This window comes from Thalassospira australica (assembly GCF_044790785.1).
GTDB lineage: Bacteria > Pseudomonadota > Alphaproteobacteria > Rhodospirillales > Thalassospiraceae > Thalassospira > Thalassospira australica_A.
The window spans coordinates 3,841,007-3,863,538 of record NZ_CP085258.1; the positions used below are offsets into that span (position 1 = coordinate 3,841,007).

Here is a 22,532-nt window from a genome sequence, read left to right on the forward strand (position 1 = left end):
TTACCACTTCCGTTCAAATTTCTTGCGCAGATACACGGCCAATCCGTTCATCAGAATCAGGAAGCCCAGCAACACCATAATCGCTGCCGAGGTTTTTTCGACAAAGGCACGTTCCGGGCTATCAGCCCACAGATAAATCTGCACCGGCAGAACCGTCGCCGGATCAAGTGCCCCGCCCGGGATATCAACAATAAACGCCACCATACCGATCATCAGAAGCGGTGCCGTTTCGCCAAGTGCCTGCGCCATGCCGATGATGGTACCGGTCAGGATACCGGGCATTGCCAGCGGCAATACATGATGGGTTACGGTCTGTACCGGCGATGCGCCAAGACCAAGGGCAGCCTGCCGGATCGACGGCGGCACAGCCTTGATGGCCGCACGCGATGCAATAATGATGGTCGGCAATGTCATCAGTGCCAGTGTCAGGCCGCCGACAACCGGGGCCGACCGCGGCAGATGCATGACATTAAGGTAGACCTCAAGCCCGAGAAGACCGAACACTATCGACGGCACTGCCGCAAGGTTGTTGATATTGACCTCGACAATCGTCGTGAACCGGTTACGCGGTGCGAATTCTTCCAGATAGATCGCCGCCAGAACACCAATCGGGAACGACAGTACAAGCGTCACAACCAGCGTGTAGAACGACCCGACCGCAGCGCCCCAGATCCCCGCCAATTCCGGTTCACGAGAATCACCACTGGTAAAGAAGCGTGTGTGGAACTGCTTTTCAACCGATCCTTCGGAAACAAGGGTATTATACCAACCGATCTCCTGATCGTTCAGTCGACGGTCGCCTTCGTCTGTATCAGCACTGATATACCCCTTGTTGAGCATGTCGAAATCGTCACCGGAAATCATCCAGATTTTCCGGGTCTGTCCGATCAGGGACGGATTTTCCAGCACACGTTCGCGCAGATCATAAGATGCCCCGCCCGAAACAATGTCATAGAGATCACGCCGTTCGCTACGTCCGCTAACTTCCGGGAACTTTTCACGCAACGCGGTCTTGATCAGACCGTCGAAATTGGCCCTGCCAATAACCGCCGGATCACCCGTTCCATCCGGATCAATCTCGGCCGGGTCAAAAAAGATTTCCATCTGAACATAGGTCTGGAAAAAGGCGCTATAGCCTTTCGAAATGATCGAATAACCAAGCACAACCAGCGCCATAAGAGCGATGGCAATCGCGCTTAAGCCGTAAATCTTGAACCTGCGTTCCGCTGCGTAACGTTTTTTAATGTTACGTGCCAATTTGGGGCTGTCCCAGTCAACCGGCGTATGCAGATTGCCAGAGATCACCTTGGCGGCAGCTCTATCTTCCATCAGCGATGCCATATCAGTCATATTTCTCGCGATACTTCTGAACAACCTTAAGGGCAAACACGTTCAGACCCAAGGTGATAAGGAAAAGAAGCAGACCCAACGCAAATGCCGACAGGGTTTTGGCACTGTCGAACTCCTGGTCACCGACCAGAAGCGTCACAATCTGCACGGTTACAGTCGTTACGGCTTCCAACGGGTTTACCGTCATATTGGCAGCAAGCCCGGCCGCCATCACCACGATCATGGTTTCCCCAATTGCACGCGATACTGCCAGCAGAACCGCCCCGACAACACCCGGCAGGGCAGCGGGAAGGATCACATGCCGAATGGTTTCAGACCGTGTTGCACCAAGACCATATGATCCGTCGCGCAACGATTTCGGCACCTGGGACATGACATCGTCAGACAGCGAAGACACAAACGGAATGATCATGACCCCCATGACCAGCCCCGCAGCCAGCGCACTTTCGGAACTGACATCAAGTCCCAGCACAGCCCCATTATCACGCAGGAACGGTGCAACCGTCAGGGCTGCAAAGAAGCCGTAAACAACCGTCGGAACACCCGCCAGAATTTCAAGCGCAGGCTTGGCAACGGCGCGAAATTTCGGCGATGCATATTCCCCCATATAGATGGCAGAAAACAAGCCGACCGGCACCGCCACAAACATTGCGATCAACGTAATCAGCAGTGTCCCGACAAAAAGCGGAATTGCTCCAAATGCGCCTTCTGATGCCACCTGATCGGCACGGATGGCCGTCTGCGGGCTCCATTCCAGACCAAACAGGAATTCCAACGGGCTGATCTTGTTAAAGAAATGCAGCGCTTCAAACAAAAGCGAGAAAACAATGCCGACTGTCGACAGGATGGCAATCGCCGAACACACAATCATAATGTATCGAAACAGCCGTTCGACATTGTTCCGCGCGCGCATTTCCGACGAAATCCGGCGATAAGATAGCGTCAACCCCAGCAGGGCAACGGACAGCATCACGACAATAAGAGCCGCATTCCCAATAGTGTTGAGGTTTGCAAGCCGGTGACCTGCCTCCACGATCTCGGGAGAAACGGTAAGATGTTCCCCGCCTCCGGCTGCAATTTGCGAGATACTGTTAAGCGCCAAAGATAACAGCCCCGAATTGGACCTCACTTCTTCAGGAAGATCGGCAACGATCATTGTCTGAATGATCGTCCCTTCAAACAGCATCCAAACCACCAAAAGACCCAAGGCAGGCAAACCGCACCACAACGCCGTATACATCCCGTAATGCGCTGGCAGCGAATGAAGATTGCTGTATCGTCCGTTTGACAAGGCAACGGCGCGCTGTCGACCGAAATAGAATGACACGGCGCACAGGATTGCCACGGCAAGCAGCAAATAGGTCAGGGACATTGCGGTTAATCCATTTGCCAGAGAATGACCAAAAACTTGGTGCGCGTTTAAGGCAGGTCCAAGAATAAATCAATTAAAGCCTGAAAACAAAGAAACCGGTGGCAGCAAACGCCACCACCGGTTGAAAGATCGCGTTACATGCTCAGCGGAGCAAGGTTCAGCGCAGCATTGCGAACGGCTTCACGCTCGCTTGCATCCATCGGGATGAGGCCACGATCAGCAAGGTAACCTTCGCCACCCCAAGCTTTGTCGGCGGTGAATTCGGTCAGATATTCTTTGATACCCGGAATGGTACCAACGTGTGCGTTCTTCACGTAGAAGTAAAGGGAACGCGAAACCGGGTAATCACCAGCAGAGATCGCTTCGAAGGTCGGAGCAACACCAGCGATCAGGGAACCCTGAAGCTTGTCGCCGTTCTGGTCGAGGAACGAGAAGCCGAAGATGCCAAATGCATCATGGTTGGCTTCGAGTTTCTGAACGATCAGGTTGTCGTTTTCACCGGCTTCAATGTAGGCGCCATCTTCACGAACGCCTTTGCAAACCGCACCATGCTGATCTTTGTTGTCCTTGATTGCCTTGATGGCATCGAAGGAGTCACAAGCTTCTTCAAGTACCAGCTCGGTGAAGGCATCGCGGGTACCGGAGGTCGGGGGCGGGCCAAGGACTTCGATTTTGATGTCCGGCAGGCTCGGATCGATTTCCGACCAGGTGCTATACGGGTTGTCGACCAGCGACTTGCCGTCTTTCGAAGGAACGGTTTTGGCCAGCGCCAGGAAGATCTGTTCCTTGGTCAGGTCAAGCTGCGGTGCATCTTTGGAGTTCGACAGAACGATACCGTCATAGCCAACCTTGACTTCGGTAACTTCTGCAACGCCGTTCGCGGCACAGGCTTCAACTTCGGACTTCTTGATACGACGCGAAGCGTTGGTGATGTCCGGATGCTGTTCGCCAACACCTGCGCAGAACAGCTTGATGCCGCCGCCAGAACCGGTCGATTCAATAACCGGAGTCTTGAAGGAGGTGGTTTTACCGAATTCTTCAGCAACCGCAGTTGCGAACGGGAAAACGGTGGACGAACCAACGATACGAATCTGGTCGCGTGCATGGGCCGCGCCAGCAAAGGCAACGCTCATCAGCGCCGCAACAGCAAGAGTCTTCTTCATGGTAAATTCCCCATTGATTGTTCCGGAGTGGAACGGTGCAACGATCTGCGAGGCGGACTCTAACGCCGGGTGCTTACGGTATTGCGTCAGTTTTGTTAACGTTATGTGACAACGTATCAGAGATGCAAACGACTCTCTGAAATCCTTTATTTCTCAATTATTTTTACGAATTGGCACCCGTGCAAAACCAGACCCGAAACCGGCAACTCGGCATTGGATTGCTCGATTTTCACAGGCTTGCTTACAAAAACTGTAACATTACACAATCACGGCATTGGCTGTTCTCCGCGCCCCCGCCTTTACAAAGACGGGGGAAAACACGAAGCTTGTTCATAAGATATCAAACCGTTGGGGACACTCTGGCGCAGCAGAGCGCAAAAAGGGAGACAGCAATGAGCACTTCGCTCGATGAGATTCAGGAACTGGTTCAGAAGCTTTCCGGTGAGCTGGGCGACATGTCCGAGGCCGCATCACGCCACATTGATGACCTGCATGTGGCGGTCAACAACATTGCGTCTCATGTGCTTGCCATGGAAGCCGTCATTGCGGTGATGGCAACAAAGGTCGATGTCAGCGAAGCCGACGTGCAAAACTGGATTCGCGAAAAAACCGCTGCCTTCGCCGAAGACAGCAGCGAAGGCTCCGCCGCCGAAGGTATTGCCACCAGTCTGCTTGCGAAATAAGCGATTTCCCCAAAACCGCCTGCCAAGTTGTACAAAAGCCCGCGCGACGTTTTGTCGGCGGGCTTTGGCATTTAAAGGTCAAATCTTTGGCTAGGCGATCTTTTCGGCATAGTGGGGCAAAAGCTTTTCAGGGACCGGTCCCCCCATCGCCCAGTCAAGCAACTGTACCGTATGCACAACCTTTAACGCATCTGTTTCAAGCTGCACCATGCATCCGATATTGCCCGTCGCAACCAGGTCGGGGGCCGTATTTCTGATATTGCCGAGTTTCCGTTCACGCAGCTTGCCTGCGATTTCGGGCTGCAACAGGTTATAAACCCCCGCCGACCCGCAACATAAATGCCCCTCGGCAATTTCAAGCACGTCGTACCCGGCCTTTTTCAAAAGGTCGCGCGGTTCGCGGATGATTTTCTGGCCATGCTGCATCGAACATGCGGAATGATAGGCAACCCGTGCTCCGCCATGTGCCGCACCGGCAAAACAGTCCACCGGAACATCAATCCCGGCAAGATATTCGGTCACATCACAGGCAATATCCGAAATTCTGGCCGCTTTTGCCGCATATACCGGGTCATTGCGCAACATATGCCCGTAATCCTTGACCGTTGTGCCACATCCCGATGCCGTAATGACAATCGCATCAAGTCCCTCGCCCGCAAGTTCATTGCTCCAGGCATCAATGTTGGCTTTGGCCTGATGATGGGACTGCGCTTCCTTGCCCATATGATGAACAAGCGACCCGCAACAACCTGCCCCTTGGGCAACCACGATCTCGATCCCCAGTCGTGTTAGCAAACGCACGGTTGCCTCGTTGATCTCGGTCTCAAGAACCTGCTGCGCACAGCCAGTCAGGATTGCGACCCGGCCTTTGCGTTCACCAATAGCCGGGATCACCTGCGGTTTGTCGACCCAGCTTGGCGGCGGCATATGCCGTGCGCCCATTTTCACCATGCCCTTCAGACGGCCGGGCAAAAGGTTTGCGAATGGCGATGCCAGTTTCGCCCCGATCAGCGACAGCCTGAAAAACGTCGGGTTTGGCACGACAATCGATAAAATCCGGCGCAGCCATTTATCCGCAAACGGCCGGTCATAGGTTTCCTCGATATGGGCGCGCGCATTATCGATCAGATGCATGTAATCGACACCTGACGGGCATGTCGTCGTGCAGGACAGGCACGACAGGCACCGGTCCAGATGCTTGACCACCTTATCGGTTGCCGGTTTGTCGTTTTCCAGCATGTCCTTGATCAGGTAAATCCGCCCGCGCGGACTATCAAGTTCATCCCCCAGCGTCACAAAAGTCGGGCATGTCGCGGTACAAAATCCGCAATGCACGCATTTGCGCAGGATCTGTTCGCTTTCGGCGATTGCCGGATGGGCAAGCTGGGCGGGGGTAAAGTTCGTTTGCATTACGCGTCTCCCCCTTTGGCAATCATCTTTCCAATCCTCCCCGGGTTAAGGATACCTTCGGGGTCAAAATTTTCGCGGATTCTGGCATTGATCCGCGCCAAGGCCGCATCCCCGGCATGGAACACCGGCACCTGATTTCGGATATCTTCGGGCGCGCGTACCAGAACGGCCCGCGCATCGTGGGACACGGCAATGTCGCGCACTTTATCGGCCATCGCATCGGCCCCGGCCAAATGCAGCCATGTCTGTGCCCCCGCCCAATCCATCATGATTTTCCCGCCGGTTTCAGCCGCCAGTGTCGCGGCAATCGTACCGCCCGATGCCGGTGGCCCGGAAACACGCCACAACAATCCTGTCCCGCCAGCAAACGGGGCAACATCGGCCACCGCCTGCCAGAACGCATGACTGTTGGTGCTATGAAGTTCTTCACTAACGCCAATATCGGTCATAAGCTTGCGCAATGCCTCACACCGCCAGGCAACCGAGGGGGCCGGTCCTTCAACCCGCAATGCGACAATCCCCGCCCCCATACCGGTCGCACTGTCCGCACCAAGTTTTCCAACCTGTTCCTGTCCAATCCATGCTGCGGCAGAAACTTCATTTTCGCTGCCCATGGCACGCGTCATCGCACGCCCGGCACTCTCGATATCGTCACAGGCGATCAGAACGGTTCGGGTTTTCTCGTCGCGCGGCATGACTTTCATGGTGATGGTGTGCATCACGCCAAGCGTGCCGAACGATCCCGCCATCAGCTTTGACAGGTCAAACCCGGTCACATTCTTCATCACCCGCCCGCCGGATTTGAAATCCTCGGCCCGGCCGCTAATGGCCTCAAACCCCAAAAGATGATCGCGCGCCGCACCAACCTTTATGCGGCGCGGCCCCGACAAATTGGCTGCAATTAGCCCGCCAATCGTCCCGGCATGATCAGAAATCCCATCGGCCAGAAGACCCGGAAAATTTCCGGGCTCAAAATGAAATTGCTGGTTTTTGTCGCGCAGCAATGCGTGGATTTCGGCAAGCGAAGTGCCCGCCCGCACAGACATCACCAATTCTTCGGGCTCGTAAAACAAAACCCCGGTCAGTTTCGACAGGTCCAGAACATGGTCGGCTGCAACCGCATGTCCATATGTTTTCTTGCTGCCCGATCCAATGATTTCCAGCGGGACCTTGGAACCAAGCGCCCAACTAATGGCTTCGCGCAATTGTTCTGGCGTGGTGGGGGATATGACTTCCGCCATTATGGTTTCTCTCTTCCTCTCCTGATCCTTGCCAACCGGTTGGTGGGAACCGGTGGCTGGATTATTTTTCTTCTCGTTTTTCGTTCCGGCCTAAAAGCGCGGGATATCCGGGAATTTGTTGGCAACTTCGCGTGCATGCAGGGTTTTAAGCTCCCCACAGCCATGCAAGGTCGGGAAAACCTTGCCGGGATTAAGCAATTCATCCTCGTCAAACGCCAGTTTCAGACGTTCCTGATGCTTCATGTCGTCGTCGGTAAACATTTCCGGCATCAGATCGCGTTTTTCGACACCAATCCCATGTTCGCCCGACAAGACCCCGCCAACCTCGACACACAGTTTCAGGATATCGGCACCGAATGCCTCGGCCCGTTCCAGTTCGCCGGGCTGATTGGCATCAAACATGATCAGCGGATGCAGATTGCCGTCGCCTGCATGAAACACGTTGGCCACCCGCAACCCGTGGCGTTGCGACAAAACCTGCATTCCGGTCAGGACTTCGGCCAGACGTCGGCGCGGAATAGTGCCATCCATACAGATATAATCGGGCGAAATCCGCCCAATCGCCGGAAAGGCATTCTTGCGCCCCGACCAGAACAGCAGCCGTTCATCCTCGCTTTCGGAAATGCGCGAATAGACCGCACCGCATTCGCTGGCAATCGCGCCCACCCGTTCAATCAGATAATCAACCTCGACCTTTGGCCCGTCGAGTTCGACAAGCAGCAACGCCTCGACATCAAGCGGATAACCCGCATGCACGAAATCCTCGGTCGCCTTGATCGCCGGGGCATCCATCATTTCAAGACCGCCCGGAATGATCCCGTGGGCAATGATCCGGGCAACGCAATTGCCGCCTTCCTCGCTGCTGTTAAAGCCAAGCAAGAGTGCACGTGCGGTTTCGGGTTTGCGTAAAATCCTGACCGTGACTTCGGTTACGATGCCCAGCAATCCCTCGGACCCGGTAACAACCCCCAAAAGGTCATATCCCGACTGCTCAAGTCCCTTGCCCCCGATCCGAAGGATTTCACCCTCGATCGTGACCATTTCAACACCAAGGACATTGTTGGTGGTTAGTCCGTACTTCAGGGAATGTACACCGCCCGAATTTTCCGCAATATTGCCACCGATTGAACAGGCGATCTGGCTGGACGGGTCCGGGGCATAATAAAACCCCTTATGTTCAACCGCCCGCGTGATGCCAAGATTGGTGACACCGGGCTGCACGACGACCGCCCGATTGTCCCAGTCGATATCCAGCACGCGGTTGAATTTCATCATGCTGATCGTGATCGCATCCGCCATCGGCAACGCCCCGCCCGAAAGGCCGGTGCCCGCCCCGCGCGGAACGACACGGATTTTGTGGGTATGACAATATTTCAGGATGGCCGCGACCTGCCCGGTATTTTCGGGCAGGACCACGATCATCGGAAGCTGGCGATAGGCCATCAACCCATCGCATTCATAGGGCCTGAGCCGGTCTTCATCGACAATGACCCCGCCGTCATTGGGCACGATGTCCCGCATGGCGGCAATGATATCCTCGCGACGCGCAAGGGTCGATTGATCCGGCTCAGGCATCCTAAGCATGCGAAGTTTACTCCCTTAATTCGATCAGCAAATCCTTGCTGTCGACCTGTGTACCGGCAGGGGCATGAATGGTGGCCACAACCCCGTCCCTTTCCGCATGAACTGCGGTTTCCATTTTCATTGCCTCAAGCGAACACATTACATCACCCGCCTTGACCTTCTGGCCTTCGGCAACATGGACCTCGACGACAAGGCCTGGCATCGGGGCAGCGATATGAAGCTGGTTGCCATCCTCGGCCTTTGGCTTGACCTTGCCCGTGGCGGCCAATGTCTTGTCGGCAACCTTGACAGTCCGGGGTTGACCGTTCAGTTCAAAGAACACGGTTCGATTGCCTTCCTCGTCCCCGCCTTCGGATGTCGCAAGATACCGGATTACAAGCGTCTTGCCCTTTTCCAGATCGACGGAAATTTCGTCATTCTGGCTCATCCCATAGAAGAAAACCGGGGTCGGCAGGATCGAAACATCGGCGTTGTGGCTGCGATGTTCGGCATAATCAAGGAACACCTTGGGATACATCACATAAGATGCGACCTCGGCATCGCTGATGCTGCGATGGGTTTTCTTTTCGATTTCCTTGCGCGTTGCTTCGAAATCAATCGGCGGCATCGACTTGCCCGGCCGATCCGAAAGGGCTTCGGCACCCTTAAGCACCTTGCGCTGAAGGGCTGGCGGGAAGCCGCCCACCGGCTGACCGATTTCACCACGGAAGAACGAAATGACGCTATCGGGGAATGCGATGTCCTTTTTCGGGTCCAGCACATCCTTTTCGCTAATGCCCGACGTTACCATCGTCAGCGCCATGTCACCGACAACCTTCGAGCTCGGCGTCACCTTGACCACATCGCCAAACATCTTATTGACTGCGGCATAGGCTTTCGACACTTCGGGCCAGCGTTCCTCGATACCAAGGGAACGTGCTTGCTGGCGCAGGTTGGTATATTGGCCGCCGGGCATTTCATGGACATAAACATCCGATGTGCCGCTGCGAATATCGCTTTCAAACCCGGCATAATACCGCCGGACCTGTTCCCAATAGGTCGAAACTTCTTTAAGCGCCTCTGTATTCAGCCCCGGATCGCGTGGCTGCCCGATATAGTTATTGGCAATCGAACCAAGGTTTGGCTGCGATGTCAGACCCGACATCGAATCCATGGCAGCATCCACCGCATCCACCCCGGCATCAATCGCGGCAATCACGGTTGCCGCCGAAATGCCGCTGGTATCGTGGGTATGGAAATGGATCGGAATATTGACCGTATCCTTCAACGCCTTGATCAGGGTCGTTGCCGCCGCCGGGCGCAGAACCCCCGCCATATCCTTAAGTCCCAGGATATGCGCACCGGATGCCTCAAGCTCGCGGGCCATTTTGACATAGTAATCAAGGTTATATTTCGGGCGTTTCTCGTCAAAAATATCGCCCGTATAGCAAATGGTTGCCTCGCACAGCTTGTCGGTTTTCAGAACCGCATCCATGGCAACTTTCATGTTTTCGACCCAGTTCAGGGAATCGAAGACACGGAAAACATCCATGCCGTGTTCTGCCGCCTGCTTGACGAAATATTCGACCGCATTGTCGGGATAGTTGGTGTAACCGACCGCGTTCGACGCCCGCAAAAGCATCTGTGTCAGGATGTTGGGAACCCGTTCACGCAACTTGACCAGACGATCCCAAGGATCTTCTTTCAGGAACCGCATTGCGACGTCAAATGTCGCCCCGCCCCAGCATTCCAGGGAAAACAGTTCCGGCAGCCCATGCGCATAATAAGGCGCGATTTCGAGCATATCGAATGTCCGCATCCGGGTCGCCAGCAACGACTGATGCGCATCACGCATCGTGGTATCGGTGATCAATACCCGTTTCTGATCCTTCATCCAGCGAGAAAATCCCTCGGCCCCCAACTGGTCAAGCTTCTGCTTGGTACCCGGACGGATTTCGCCCAGATCAATGGATTTGGGCATCACCGGCGCATGCAGGTTTGTCGGCACCACCCGGCCTTCGACTTCCGGATTGCCGTTCACCGTAACCTCGCCAATGAAGCGCAGCAAACGGGTCGCGCGGTCGCGACGGCGCACGAACTTGAACAGTTCGGGCGTTTCGTCAATGAACCGCGTGGTATATTCACCGGCCCGGAATTTCGGGTGATTGATCAGGTTTTCAAGGAACGCCAGGTTGGTCGCAACACCGCGAATACGAAACTCGCGAAGGGCGCGGTCCATTCGGTCGACCGCTTCGCGCGGGGTGCTGCCCCATGCGGTGACCTTTTCCAGCATACTGTCATAAAACGGTGTGATCACCGCCCCGGAATAGGCTGTGCCACCATCCAGACGAATGCCAAAACCGTTCGCCCCGCGATACACCTTGATGATCCCGTAATCCGGCACAAAGCTGTTTTCGGGGTTTTCCGTCGTGATGCGGCACTGAAGCGCATGATCACGCAGTTTGATCTTGTCCTGCCACGGAATACCGGTTTCCGACGGGAAGCCAATACGCCCCCCCTGCGCAACAAGGATTTGCGCCTTCACAAGATCAAATCCGGTCACGCATTCGGTCACGGTATGTTCGACCTGAATGCGGGGATTGACCTCGATAAAGTAAAACTTGGATGTATCCACATCCATCAGGAATTCGACAGTCCCCGCATTGACGTAATTTGCGGCCTTCCCCAGACGAAGCGCCGCTTCGCAAAGTTCTTTCCGCTGTTCTTCGTCAAGGTAGGGAGCCGGTGCGCGTTCAACGACCTTCTGGTTACGACGCTGAACCGAACAGTCACGTTCAAACAGATGCACCAGGGTGCCATGCGTATCGCCCAGAAGCTGCACTTCGACATGACGGGCGCGACGGATCAGTTTTTCGAAATAAACCTCGTCATTGCCAAATGCGGCTTCTGCTTCACGTTTGGCAGCCAGGACCTGTTTGGAAAGATCCTTGGAATTCTCGATGACACGCATCCCGCGGCCACCACCACCCCAGCTGGCTTTCAGCATGATCGGATAACCGACCTGATCGGCAATGCGGGCAACTTCGTCCATATCATCAGGCAGCGCGCCGGATGCCGGCATCACCGGCACACCGGCACTTTCCGCCAGATTACGCGCGGCAACCTTGTTGCCCAATGTCCGCATGACTTCGGAGTCGGGACCGATGAAGGTAATTCCTGCCTCAGCACAGGCATCGGCGAAATCCGGATTTTCCGACAGGAAGCCGTAACCGGGATGTATCGCATCAGCCCCGGCTTCGCGGGCGACGCGCAGGATATCCTCGATATCAAGATAGGCACGAATGGGTTTGTTGCCCTTACCGACGGTATAGCTTTCGTCGGCTTTGAACCTGTGCAGGGCAAAACGGTCTTCGTCGGAAAAGATGGCAACTGTGCGAATGCCAAGCTCGTTGGCGGCACGCAGAACACGAATCGCGATTTCACCGCGGTTCGCGACCAGAAGTTTACGGATACGCTTTGGTGCAGAACGCGTCATTGACACCGGGCTCCTACCAGATTTGCACGGCAGGCGCGTCCCTGTGCGCCCCTGCCGAAAACCAAGAGAAACGCCACGATATGATCCTGGAATGCGTTGCGGTGCGGGATGCCTGCAACGCCATACCATCTGTGGCGATAAAGGATGTCTGCCACGTTAAAACGCGTGCAGTGCATCCAGGGTTCCTGGCGCCCGGTGGGCAGGCGACGTGTCTGATATATGCGCAATGCGCTGCCTCTGTCAAAGCATGATCTTCGAAATTGGTAATACCAATTTTGCTTTATGGCAGCCAGTCCCTTTTCACCATGTGGAAAATCGCGCCCGCACGCAATGCAACCCAAAGGTTCGCAACCTGCGATCAGGCGCAGACTTTTGATGCTTTTGTGATATTGTCCGGCGCGAAAAATCTTCCTGCATTCGAGACCGTTGTGCCCATGCCCAAAATCAACCTGCGACTAAAGTTTTTGCTCCTGTCGATCCTGCCTCTGGTTCTGGCGGCGGCGGCAATTTCCTATCTGGTGTTTGCACAGGCAGAACGACTGGCCGAAGCCGAAATCAGAACGTTCGAACGCAACATCCTCGAAGCCCGCAAGGAAGAGCTTAAAAGCTATCTTGAACTCGCCATGGCATCCATCGACCACATCTATTCGGTCGCAAGCCCGTTGGATGCCGTTTCCAAGGAACGGGTCAAAAGCATTATCGAAGACCTGTCCTATGGCGAAGACGGCTATTTCTTTATCTATGACCACGATGGCACGGCCCTTGTCGACCCGCCGCAGCCCTGGCGTCTTGGACGGACCTATTGGAATTTGCGGGACCTGAACGGAAATTCCGTCATTCAGGCCCTGATCTTCAATGCCGAAAAAGGGGGCGATTTCCTGCAACATGTCTGGGAAAAACCCTCAACCGGGGAACCGGCCGAAAAGATTTCCTATTCCCTGATGCTTGATAAATGGGGATGGATGATCGGCACCGGGATTTATATCGACGATATTTCCGAACAGGTACAGGAAATCGAGACCGAGGTATCATCCCATATCCGCGACACCACCATTTCCATCGTCGGCATCACCATTCTGGCGGTTTTGCTGGTCGGTATTTCGGGCACCGTCGTCACGCTTTCCGAACGCAAATTGGCCGATTCCAAGTTAAAGGAACTGACCCATCGGGTTGTCGATGTACAGGAACAGGAACGCTTGCGGGTGTCGCGCGAATTGCATGACGGCATCAGCCAGATCCTTGTTTCCGTCAAATATTCGGTCGAAACGGCGATTGCACGCCTTGGACCGGAAAAAAATGCCGCAACCGAACCGATGGAAAAGGCTGCCAAACGATTGCAGGATGCCATCCATGAGGTACGGCGCATATCGCGCGACCTGCGCCCGGCGGTTCTCGATGATCTTGGCCTGCGCCCGGCCATTGAAAGCATGTGCAAGGAACTGGCGGACCGGTCCGGCATGCAGATAGAAGTCAAATCCGACAATATTGATGTGGTTCTCGATATCGCAAAGAAAACGACGCTCTATCGCGTCTTGCAGGAAACCCTGACCAATATCGAACGCCACGCCGATGCAACGCATATCAAGGTCACGATCCGCCGCGAAGGCCAGAGTGTCGTGATGAAAATCATTGATAACGGTATCGGTTTTGAAACCAACCGTTATATTCGCAACCGCGATCCTCGTGCCGGCATCGGTCTTCGCAATATGCGCGAACGCATGGAATTCCACGGTGGCGGCATGACCGTCAAATCCGAACCGGACGATGGCACAACCATCACGGCCTATATTCCGGTTTCGCGTGATAATGATCTACCCGTAACCGCCATCAGCGGCTAAGGTGGCACCAGATGTTTCGGCCCAGATGTTTCAGCAATGTGACAGAGAACTGAATTGACCATGAGCAGCGCAACTATCGCCTATTCGTCCAACCGTCCCATTCGTGTTTTGCTGTGCGACGACCATGCGCTGGTCATGGATGGCATTCGTTCACGCCTTGAATGCTATGACCATATCGACATTGTCGGCGAAGCCGGCAACGGCATGGAAGCCCTGTCGCTGGCCGCTAATGTCAAACCCGATATCGTTTTGATGGATATCTCCATGCCGGTGATGAACGGGCTTGAAGCTGCCGAGAAGTTCCGCGAAACCATGCCCGATATCAAGGTCATCATCCTGACCATGCATGAAAACCCGGAATATCTGCGCACCGCCCGTCAGGCCGGGGCACGCGGCTTTATCCTGAAAGACGTGTCCTCCAACGATATGGTCCGGGCAATCGAGGCAATCGCCAATGGCGGAGAAGCTTACAGCCCGACTTTTGACCATATCAGCAGCGCCGAGAAGGCATCCGACGACGGTATGCCGCTTACCACGCGGGAACGAACGGTTTTGCGTCTTCTGGCAAAGGGCGCAAGCAACAAGCATGTTGCACGCGAACTTGATATCAGTGTGCGCACGGTCGAAACCCATCGCCGCAATATCAAGCGCAAACTTGATATCGACAGTTCAGCCGGTTTGGTCCGCTATGCAATTGAAAAAGGGCTGGTGACGCTCGACAGTACGCCATAGCCTCCGATGCCCCCATAACAGACCACACGGGGCAGAGGCCTGATTGATTGCCCCTTACCGCAGAGCCTGTGGCAAAGTCGTCTGAAAGGCGGAATTGGGCCCGCATGCCTTTGACAATCTTTCATATTCGGATGGCGTATCAATGGCACGATGATCGTCTCGCCGCGCAAGATCGATCACACGTAAACGACGTGTGAAATCGCGGCCATACTGGGCCAGCAGCCGACGTTGCAAACGTTGTACATCCCCTGCCCCAACTGGTCGCATGGCGGCAAAGTCCGCCGTAATTTCGGCAACCATGGCATCAAGTTCGCGCTGGATATCGCGTTCCATATGCTGATTGATCTGCACATGTTGCCCTTCATGGGCATAAACCACGTCATATTCACAGGTCCCGCGTTCCAGTTCGGATGCCACATAAACCAGATGTTTGACAACCTCGACTTTCGGATTGATCCGGATCGGATACAGACAGAACCGCCCTACCGCAACTTCGACGGGTTCAAGCCGCATATCGAACTGAGCCTGAAGTTCATATTCGGTCAGGCCGGTCACCATATAACGACTGCCCTGATTGGCACGGTTGTTCAGCCAGCGGACGGATCGGTGACGATCCAGCATCGGGGCCTTATTGATAAAGGAAAGGCGCGCATCCGGCGCACGTGCAACCGCACAATTGTTTTGCTGCGCTTTTGCAGGGCCGCGATCCATCAAAAAAATCAGCAATGCAACCAGACTGCATGCTGCGATCCTGCCCCAACCGATCAATTTTCTCGACCCGGCATGCTTCGCCTTTTGATCTGCCATATATCGGATACGTTAATTCGGTTTGACCGGTTTTCTCCAACCATTCCTAGCTATGCTTAACATGATCGGCGCAGTCGACACATAGCGGTGTGGTCGGATCAAACTCCAGACGCTTCTTTTCGATTTCCTCGCCACAGTTGTGGCAATAGCCGTAATCGGCATGTTCAATCCGCGCCAGTGTCTTTTCGATACGATCAAGTTCGGCAGCGCGGCGACGTTCCTGCTCCAGATGCATTTGCTGGTTCTGAAGCGCATCCATGCGTGACAGACGACCGACTGCCTGCTGATCAAGTTCGACAGGCTTTCGGTAATCTTCGGAATGATTTGAATGCGCCATGATATCCGCGCGCCGTTCCTCAAGTCGTTGGCGCAAAAATGCAATGTCGATGTCTCTGCGATCGGACATTCTGGTCCCTCACCGTTAGTTGCCGCCATTTCTTATATATGGGTAGCAATCGACGGGTTTCGCCAAGGGGGCGTGCGAATTTGTTCGCCCCCCTGTGTTCAGGCATGCTTAGTCCTGTTCAGGCGCAGTTGCCGCAGGCATCGACCAGCTTTTCCATTGCGGCCTCTGCCTCGTCATCATCGAGTTTTTCGGCCTTCATCTTTTTCTGGATCTTGCCACACAGTGCCGGGCCATCGGCAAATGCATGATCGGTCCAGAACGGAATATCGGTGCCGAAATATCCAATCTGGTCAAGGAACGAGACACCGTAATAATACGCCGCCCCGACCGAGTTATAGAAAGTCGGATCATCAATGAACCCGCCATCGGGTGTCATGGATTTGGTCAGACACCAGTCAAGGATCGTGGAAATGTCGGCCGATGCCGATTTCTGGCTAGAGCTATCGACTTCGTCCCAGCCAAGATCAAAGATTTTGGCAACGTCATAATTGTTGTGATTGTTGAAATCACCATTGTGTTTCCAGCCGAACGGATAGGCATCATCACGGATCGCCAGCGTCGTTTTGAAGATGGCGGGCCATAGCTCGACCTTGCCGTGCTGGTAGGAAATATTGTGAAAGGTCAGGCTAAGGTCCGGGCTTTTAAGAATATCGCCAGCATCTGTTTCAAACCAGCCACCCCAATATCCCGATTGTCCGTCCTGCCAGTCATCCAGCCAGCTTTTATAAGCCGCGATATAATCATCGCTCAGATCGAAACCTTTGACATATTTGCGGAAATAGTCACGGATTTCGCTTTTGAAACACATTTCTGACAGTGCGGCACTAACCGCACCCAATGCATCACGACGGTCCAGACCATCGGCAAATATCCGTGACGTTTTCTGACTGTTCAGCCAGGCAACAAGATCGGATGGCGTAGCAATCGGTGCCATAAAAGTCAGTGGATAATCCGGTGCAACCCCGTCGTCTGCCAATGCGTTGATCGCATCAATCATCGCATCCACCTTCAGAAACCACTGGTCATAGCATGGCCCCCACGAACCATCGCTTGCCACCTGTTCCTCGGCCCAGTCCTGATCCTTGTTTTTCAGGGACTTTTCAAACTGCACAATCTTCGTTTCAAGAGTATCCCAGTCAGCGGTGTAAAGCAGCAGCCACTTGCATTCGATCATATACTGATCCGATGCTGCCATGCTGTTCCCGGTTTGCTGGGCTGCAATCAGCCTTTCCTCAAGCGGTGCAAGCCTGTCGGCGTAGGAACTCTTTTTCGCAAGATAATCTGAATCGAATGCACAAAATTGCTGCTCGATCAGTGAATTGAAATCTGTCACGCCTGCCCCGCTGTCTGTTTGATCTGCGAGTTAAACAGGAGATGTTCAAAATGCAAAGTGAAAGAGATCGTTCAATCAGTGTTGGCAAGCCAATGCCTGATAACACGAAGCGCCTGATCGGGGTCTGTATCGACCATATGACTGGCGATATTGGCTTTGCGCCGATCGATCCGGCCTTCAATCCCCGCAACAGAAAATCCTTCGCCCTCACTGTTTGCATCAGACAGGCTTGGCGTGTGTCGACGATCCGGAGATGTTCCGGGCTCGTAACGCGGTATTGGTGCACAAGGTTTGGGACCGGGCAAATACCCGTCGCCCACCTTTGCCCCGTTTGATAAATCAGATTTGTCGACCATTTCGAAATTGTCACCCCGATTGACGCACCGAAGCAAGGAATTTCAGAAGGAGGCCCGCAGCCTGATATGGGAATCAGCCATATTGGAGCATCTTGAACTTTAGTCGATAACCATTGTCATATATTATGTCCGGCAATTCCTGTCTTGCCGGTCAGGAAATGCGCACAAACTATGGGATACCTCCTTTTCAACAGGGCACCCGCTTCCAGATAGGGCGATAGGGTCTTTTCGGCACTGAAATGGATTTCGTGACCCGGTATGTTGTTTATCCGGCAAAAAAGATGCACATAGGAAAATTACACGCAATGCGTTGTAAAGGATTGCCTGTCCTCGCATCTTAAGAAGAATGATAAAACAGACATATGAACTTTACCTAGGTTCAACCATGAGATATTCACCACCTAAGAATAGGAATATCGATACTTTTCGATAGGCAAAAAAACATTCAGGGGATACCCGAAGTGCATAGGGTAGTGGGAAGCTTTATATCGCTGGTATCGATACTGGCCGCCATTATGGGTGCGTCACAACATGATGCCCATGCAGTCGAATTCGGCGAAGCCCCCATGCTGGCAGAAGCCGTTGAGAGTGGCAAACTGCCACCTGCCGCCGAAAGGCTCCCGCGCACACCAATGATCGTCACACCAAACGACAAGCTTGGCCAGTATGGCGGCACCTGGCATATGGCCCAGAATTCCGAACGCGACCATGCCCTTCTGATCCGGACGATAGGCTATGAACCGCTTTTGCGCTGGACGCCGCAATGGACCGATACGATTCCCAATGTCGCCCTGTCGATGCAGCCCAGCAGTGACGCGACCGAATTCATTTTCCGGTTGCGTCCGGGAATGCGCTGGTCGGATGGTGCCCCGTTCACCGCCGAAGATATTGTGTTCTGGTACGAAGATATCCTGATAAATCCGGCATTTGACAATGCCATACCGGAATGGCTGACGACCGACGGCGATCCGGTACGTGTCGAAAAAATCGATGAAAACACGGTCGGTTTTCGCTTCAGCACACCTTACGGTCTTTTCCCGACATTTCTTGCCAGACCAGAAGGTGTCGAACCGGTCAGCTATCCGGCACATTTCCTCAAACCGCTGCTTCCCAGATACAACAAAGATGCTGACAGCCAGGCTCGGAAACTTGGTTTTGAGGGCTGGAAGGAACGTTTCCTGTCCGTTTTCGGAAAGCCCGGCACGATTGACGATCCAGATCGCTGGCTCAACCCCGGGGTTCCAACGCTGAATGCATGGGTCCTGACCGGCGTTTATGGCAGCGACAACCCACTGGTTGCCGTGCGCAATCCGTATTACTGGAAAATAGATCCGGGTGGGCGGCAATTACCCTATATCGACAAAGTCTCGTTCAGTCTGATCCGCAGCAAGGATGAAGCGGGTGATGTCGCAATATTGGGCAAGGTCAATATGCAGGAACGTCATATTGGTCGCCGGGTTGACGAGATTCTTGCCGCCAACAACAATCTTCAGTCCTTTACCCTGATCGAAAGTGACATGAATATCCTGACCCTGTCGCTTAATCTCAATGACAAGGACCCGGTACTTCGAGATATATTCCAGAACAAGGAATTCCGTATTGCCCTGTCGCACGCGATAGACCGCGACAGTATCATCGCACGTTTCGTCCCCGGGGCCCTTCCGCATCAGGCGGCTCCGCGTCCTGAAAGTCCACTTTATCATACTGTTCTGGCCCGGCAATTCATCACCTATGATCCTGTGCTTGCCGCAAGCCATCTCGCCAATGCCGGCCTGACTGAAAAAGACGATGAGGGCTTCCTGCTGCGTCCTGACGGGAAACGCCTGTCCTTTACGATTGATACCGACGGGGCAGCTCGTTACGAGATGCTTGCTGCCACCGTAGATTACTGGCGCGATATCGGTCTTGATGTTACGGCACGTGATCTGTCGCGAGACGTGTTTGTCGCGACCCGTGAAAATAATGATCATCATGCCAGCGCATGGGGTGGTGACGGCGGACTTGATGCGATGGTGATTCCGATCAATTACCTTCCGGTATCAAGCGAATCTTCCTGGTACGCGACCGGTTGGGCGCAATGGTATGCGAACCCCGAAAACCCCGATGCGGTTGAGCCACCCGCCGAAGTCATTCGTCAGCTGGCACTGTATAGCCAGTTGAAAGCGACGGCAGATGCTGAAAAACAAAATAAACTTATGCGCGATATTCTCGACATCAGCGCAAATCAGTTTTACGTTATGGGAATTGCCTTGCCGCCCAATCGCAAAGGGCTCGTGGCAAAAAACTTCAAGAATGTTCCCAAGGTCATCCCTGCGGCTTGGAGCTATGCCACACCGGCACCGACCAATCCATCCCAGTATTATCTTGAGAGCCAATAACAGAATGACCGGCAATCAGGCTGGGCCAGGGTTTAGAGGTTGGCGTGAAGAAACTTTTTGACCGCCTGTTTGGCAGTCTGGTTTTCAAGATCGGGGTCGCAATTGTTATTGTCGAAACCATCCTGCTTGGCCTCTTTGGCGGTTATTATGTTCAGTATTTCGGTGCGGAGATTGACCGGCGGATTGCCGAACAGATCAGCGCACCCGGTCGCCTGATTCAGGATGAACAGCTCAAGATTTCCGTAATCAGCGATCCCAAACAGCTCGAACTGCTTTTGGGCCCGCACCTTCGTGAAGCCATGGCCATCGGCTTTGACGGTACGATCTATCACGCGATGGACCCGATGCTGATCGGATCGGATATTGCTTCTGTCCCCGATTTCCCCAAAGACCGGCTTTCTGCTGATTTGCGCAGTCAGGTGCTGTTTACCACCGATGGTCCGGATGGACGCAACATGGTCAGCATCACGCCGCTGTTCAGCCTGAATGCCAACCAGCCCTTCATGTTTGCTTATTTCAAGGTTTCTACCCTCGGTCTGGAACAAAGCCAGCGCCAGATGCAGTCAGTTCTGCTGATCGGCTCGGTTCTGTGTATTCTGATGACGTCGGGACTGATTTTCCTTTTCATGCAGCAAACCGTTCTGCGTCGCCTGATCACAGCCGCGCAATTTGTTTCTGAAATCCAGTTTGGAAAGCTCAGCGCCCGCCTGAAACCGGCCGGTCGGGACGAAATCGGTTCGCTTGAGCGTGGCCTGAACACCATGGCCGAAAGTCTGGAGCGGCGCACCAACCAGCACCAGATCGCCCAGGAAGCCCTCCGCGACAGCGAAGAACGGTTTCGTGACTTTACCCTGTCGTCTGCCGACTGGTACTGGGAAATGGGACCGGATCTGAAAATCACATTTGCATCCTATAAATTCTATCAGCTGATCGAGGAACTGAACGGCTCCCCGCAGGGCCAATCCTTTGACAAACTGGGCCTCAAGGCCGAAACGGATCATAACTGGGGCAGTCTGGTCAAAAGGCTTGAAAGCCATCTTGCATTCCAGAATTTCGAATTTTCGTGGACTTCGCGTGAAGGGCAAAAACATTTTGGCCGGATCAACGGTGTCCCGGTCTTCGATCTTGACGGATCGTTCAAGGGATATCGCGGCACCGGCAGCGACGTTACGTCACAACATCGCGCGACCGAAGAACAGCAGGCATTGCAGCGCCAGCTTGCCACGTCGCAGAAACTTGAGGCCGTCGGTCAGATGGCAGGCGGCGTAGCACATGAATTCAACAACTGTCTTGCCGGTATTCTCAGCTTTGCCGAAGTCGCGCGCGCCAAAATCGACGATCCCGACCGGGTCCGGGAATATCTTGATCATGTGATATCGCTTGGCGAACGTGCCACCAGTGTTGCCGATCAGCTTCTGATGTTCTCGCGCCGCCGGATCGATCAGCCGACCGTCGTTCAGGTCGATACAGCCATTACCGAAATGGAAAAGCTGCTGATCACCCTTCTGGAACACCGGATCGAATTGCAAATCTGGGCCAATGATGCCCCACTATATACGCGTGTTGATCCAACGCAGCTTTCGGCATGCATCCTGAACCTTGCGATCAATGCCCGTGATGCGATGCCCGATGGTGGCACATTGCAGATTTCATGCTATGGCGCGAGCATTCCGCCCGCCGATGAACGATCCCCCGATGACGAAGATGACATCTTCCCCAAAGGGGCCGCAGGCGATTATGTCGTGGTTACGGTACAGGATACCGGCACGGGTATCCCCGCTGACATCCTTGGCAATATTTTCGAACCCTTCTTCTCGACCAAGGAACCCGGCAAGGGAACCGGGCTTGGCCTGTCGATTGTTCATAGCTGGGTCGAGGAATCGAGCGGCTTTATCGATGTTGAAAGTGTCGAGGGTGAAGGCACGACCTTCTCAATTTATCTGCCACGTTGCGAAGCCGGGAAAGCGCAGGTTCTGGCCACGCGCGAGATTGATTATTTCCCTGGCAATGGCGAACGCGTGCTGGTTGTCGATGATGAACAGTCACTGCGGACCACCGCCAAAATCATTCTCGAAGATGCAGGCTTTGATGCCATCGTTGCCCGCAGCGCAGAAGAAGCCTTGCAGATCATTACGGAGTCACACAAGACAGACCGCATAGACGTTATCCTGACCGATGTCGTGATGACGGGGTTGAGTGGCCCGCAACTTGCCATTGAAGCACAGCGTCAATATCCCGAAATAGCCGTCGTCTTCATGTCGGGCTATCCGGCCCGAACCCGCAAGGAAATGGAAAAGATGCTGGGCGATTATATCTTCGTCAAAAAGCCGTTCCGCCCCGCCCAGTTGCAAAAGGCCATTCACGAGGCCCTTGCGCAAAAAACCGAACGTCATCGTCTTTAGCT

General features: G+C 54.1%; 16 protein-coding genes. 5 read left to right on the forward strand and 11 right to left on the reverse strand.

The features are described 5' to 3' along the window. The 3 genes from pstA to LG297_RS18000 all read right to left on the reverse strand — a co-directional run bounded on the left by pstA (position 1) and on the right by LG297_RS18000 (position 3,885). On the reverse strand, positions 1-1,350 hold the full coding sequence (gene pstA / locus LG297_RS17990) for a phosphate ABC transporter permease PstA (RefSeq protein ID WP_404422701.1): 1,350 nt from the start codon (positions 1,348-1,350) through the stop codon (positions 1-3). Further along, complete coding sequence (gene pstC / locus LG297_RS17995) at positions 1,343-2,722, reverse strand: phosphate ABC transporter permease subunit PstC (RefSeq protein ID WP_404422703.1); 1,380 nt, start codon at positions 2,720-2,722, stop codon at positions 1,343-1,345. Before pstC ends, pstA begins: the two co-directional genes overlap by 8 nt. A gap of 134 nt (positions 2,723-2,856) precedes the next feature. Further along, positions 2,857-3,885 carry a PstS family phosphate ABC transporter substrate-binding protein gene (locus LG297_RS18000; RefSeq protein ID WP_404422705.1) on the reverse strand — a complete coding sequence of 343 codons (1,029 nt, stop codon included), beginning with the start codon at positions 3,883-3,885 and terminating at the stop codon, positions 2,857-2,859. A 392-nt stretch (positions 3,886-4,277) separates the two neighbouring features. Between LG297_RS18000 and LG297_RS18005 the strand changes: the two genes are divergently transcribed. Further along, positions 4,278-4,568 carry a hypothetical protein gene (locus LG297_RS18005; RefSeq protein WP_404422707.1) on the forward strand — a complete coding sequence of 97 codons (291 nt, stop codon included), beginning with the start codon at positions 4,278-4,280 and terminating at the stop codon, positions 4,566-4,568. A 90-nt stretch (positions 4,569-4,658) separates the two neighbouring features. On the opposite strand, the gene glcF is transcribed toward LG297_RS18005, so the two are convergent. The 4 genes from glcF to LG297_RS18025 all read right to left on the reverse strand — a co-directional run bounded on the left by glcF (position 4,659) and on the right by LG297_RS18025 (position 12,278). Beyond that, positions 4,659-5,978 (reverse strand): glycolate oxidase subunit GlcF, encoded by a 1,320-nt coding sequence (glcF, locus tag LG297_RS18010; protein ID WP_404422709.1) that lies wholly within the window; start codon positions 5,976-5,978, stop codon positions 4,659-4,661. Continuing rightward, positions 5,978-7,219, reverse strand: a complete 1,242-nt coding sequence (gene glcE, locus LG297_RS18015) for a glycolate oxidase subunit GlcE (protein WP_404422711.1) — start codon at positions 7,217-7,219, stop codon at positions 5,978-5,980. Before glcE ends, glcF begins: the two co-directional genes overlap by 1 nt. A gap of 90 nt (positions 7,220-7,309) precedes the next feature. Beyond that, positions 7,310-8,794 carry an FAD-linked oxidase C-terminal domain-containing protein gene (locus LG297_RS18020; protein ID WP_404426965.1) on the reverse strand — a complete coding sequence of 495 codons (1,485 nt, stop codon included), beginning with the start codon at positions 8,792-8,794 and terminating at the stop codon, positions 7,310-7,312. A 16-nt stretch (positions 8,795-8,810) separates the two neighbouring features. Then, entirely contained in the window at positions 8,811-12,278 is a 3,468-nt protein-coding gene (locus LG297_RS18025) for a pyruvate carboxylase (protein WP_404422713.1), read from the reverse strand. Between the two features lie 434 nt (positions 12,279-12,712). On the opposite strand from LG297_RS18025, the gene LG297_RS18030 reads away from it, so the two are divergent. Continuing rightward, positions 12,713-14,116 (forward strand): cache domain-containing protein, encoded by a 1,404-nt coding sequence (locus LG297_RS18030; protein WP_404422715.1) that lies wholly within the window; start codon positions 12,713-12,715, stop codon positions 14,114-14,116. 60 nt (positions 14,117-14,176) lie between these two features. Next, complete coding sequence (locus tag LG297_RS18035) at positions 14,177-14,848, forward strand: response regulator (protein ID WP_404422717.1); 672 nt, start codon at positions 14,177-14,179, stop codon at positions 14,846-14,848. A gap of 54 nt (positions 14,849-14,902) precedes the next feature. Here LG297_RS18035 and LG297_RS18040 read toward each other — a convergent pair whose 3' ends face one another. From LG297_RS18040 to LG297_RS18055, 4 genes are all read right to left on the reverse strand, one after another. Further along, positions 14,903-15,655: a hypothetical protein gene (locus tag LG297_RS18040; protein WP_404422719.1), complete on the reverse strand. Its 753-nt coding sequence runs from the start codon at positions 15,653-15,655 to the stop codon at positions 14,903-14,905. A 46-nt stretch (positions 15,656-15,701) separates the two neighbouring features. Next, positions 15,702-16,061, reverse strand: coding sequence for a TraR/DksA family transcriptional regulator (locus LG297_RS18045; protein WP_404422721.1), 360 nt, complete (start codon positions 16,059-16,061; stop codon positions 15,702-15,704). A gap of 118 nt (positions 16,062-16,179) precedes the next feature. After that, on the reverse strand, positions 16,180-17,394 hold the full coding sequence (locus LG297_RS18050; protein ID WP_404422723.1) for a hypothetical protein: 1,215 nt from the start codon (positions 17,392-17,394) through the stop codon (positions 16,180-16,182). 71 nt (positions 17,395-17,465) lie between these two features. Then, a complete protein-coding gene (locus LG297_RS18055; protein ID WP_404422725.1) occupies positions 17,466-17,750 on the reverse strand; it encodes a hypothetical protein in 285 nt (94 codons plus the stop codon). A gap of 461 nt (positions 17,751-18,211) precedes the next feature. Between LG297_RS18055 and LG297_RS18060 the strand changes: the two genes are divergently transcribed. Both LG297_RS18060 and LG297_RS18065 read left to right on the forward strand, forming a co-directional pair. Continuing rightward, positions 18,212-20,128 (forward strand): ABC transporter substrate-binding protein, encoded by a 1,917-nt coding sequence (locus tag LG297_RS18060; protein ID WP_404422727.1) that lies wholly within the window; start codon positions 18,212-18,214, stop codon positions 20,126-20,128. Positions 20,129-20,172: 44 nt separating this feature from the next. Then, on the forward strand, positions 20,173-22,530 hold the full coding sequence (locus LG297_RS18065) for an ATP-binding protein (protein ID WP_404422729.1): 2,358 nt from the start codon (positions 20,173-20,175) through the stop codon (positions 22,528-22,530). Positions 22,531-22,532 lie beyond the last annotated feature (2 nt).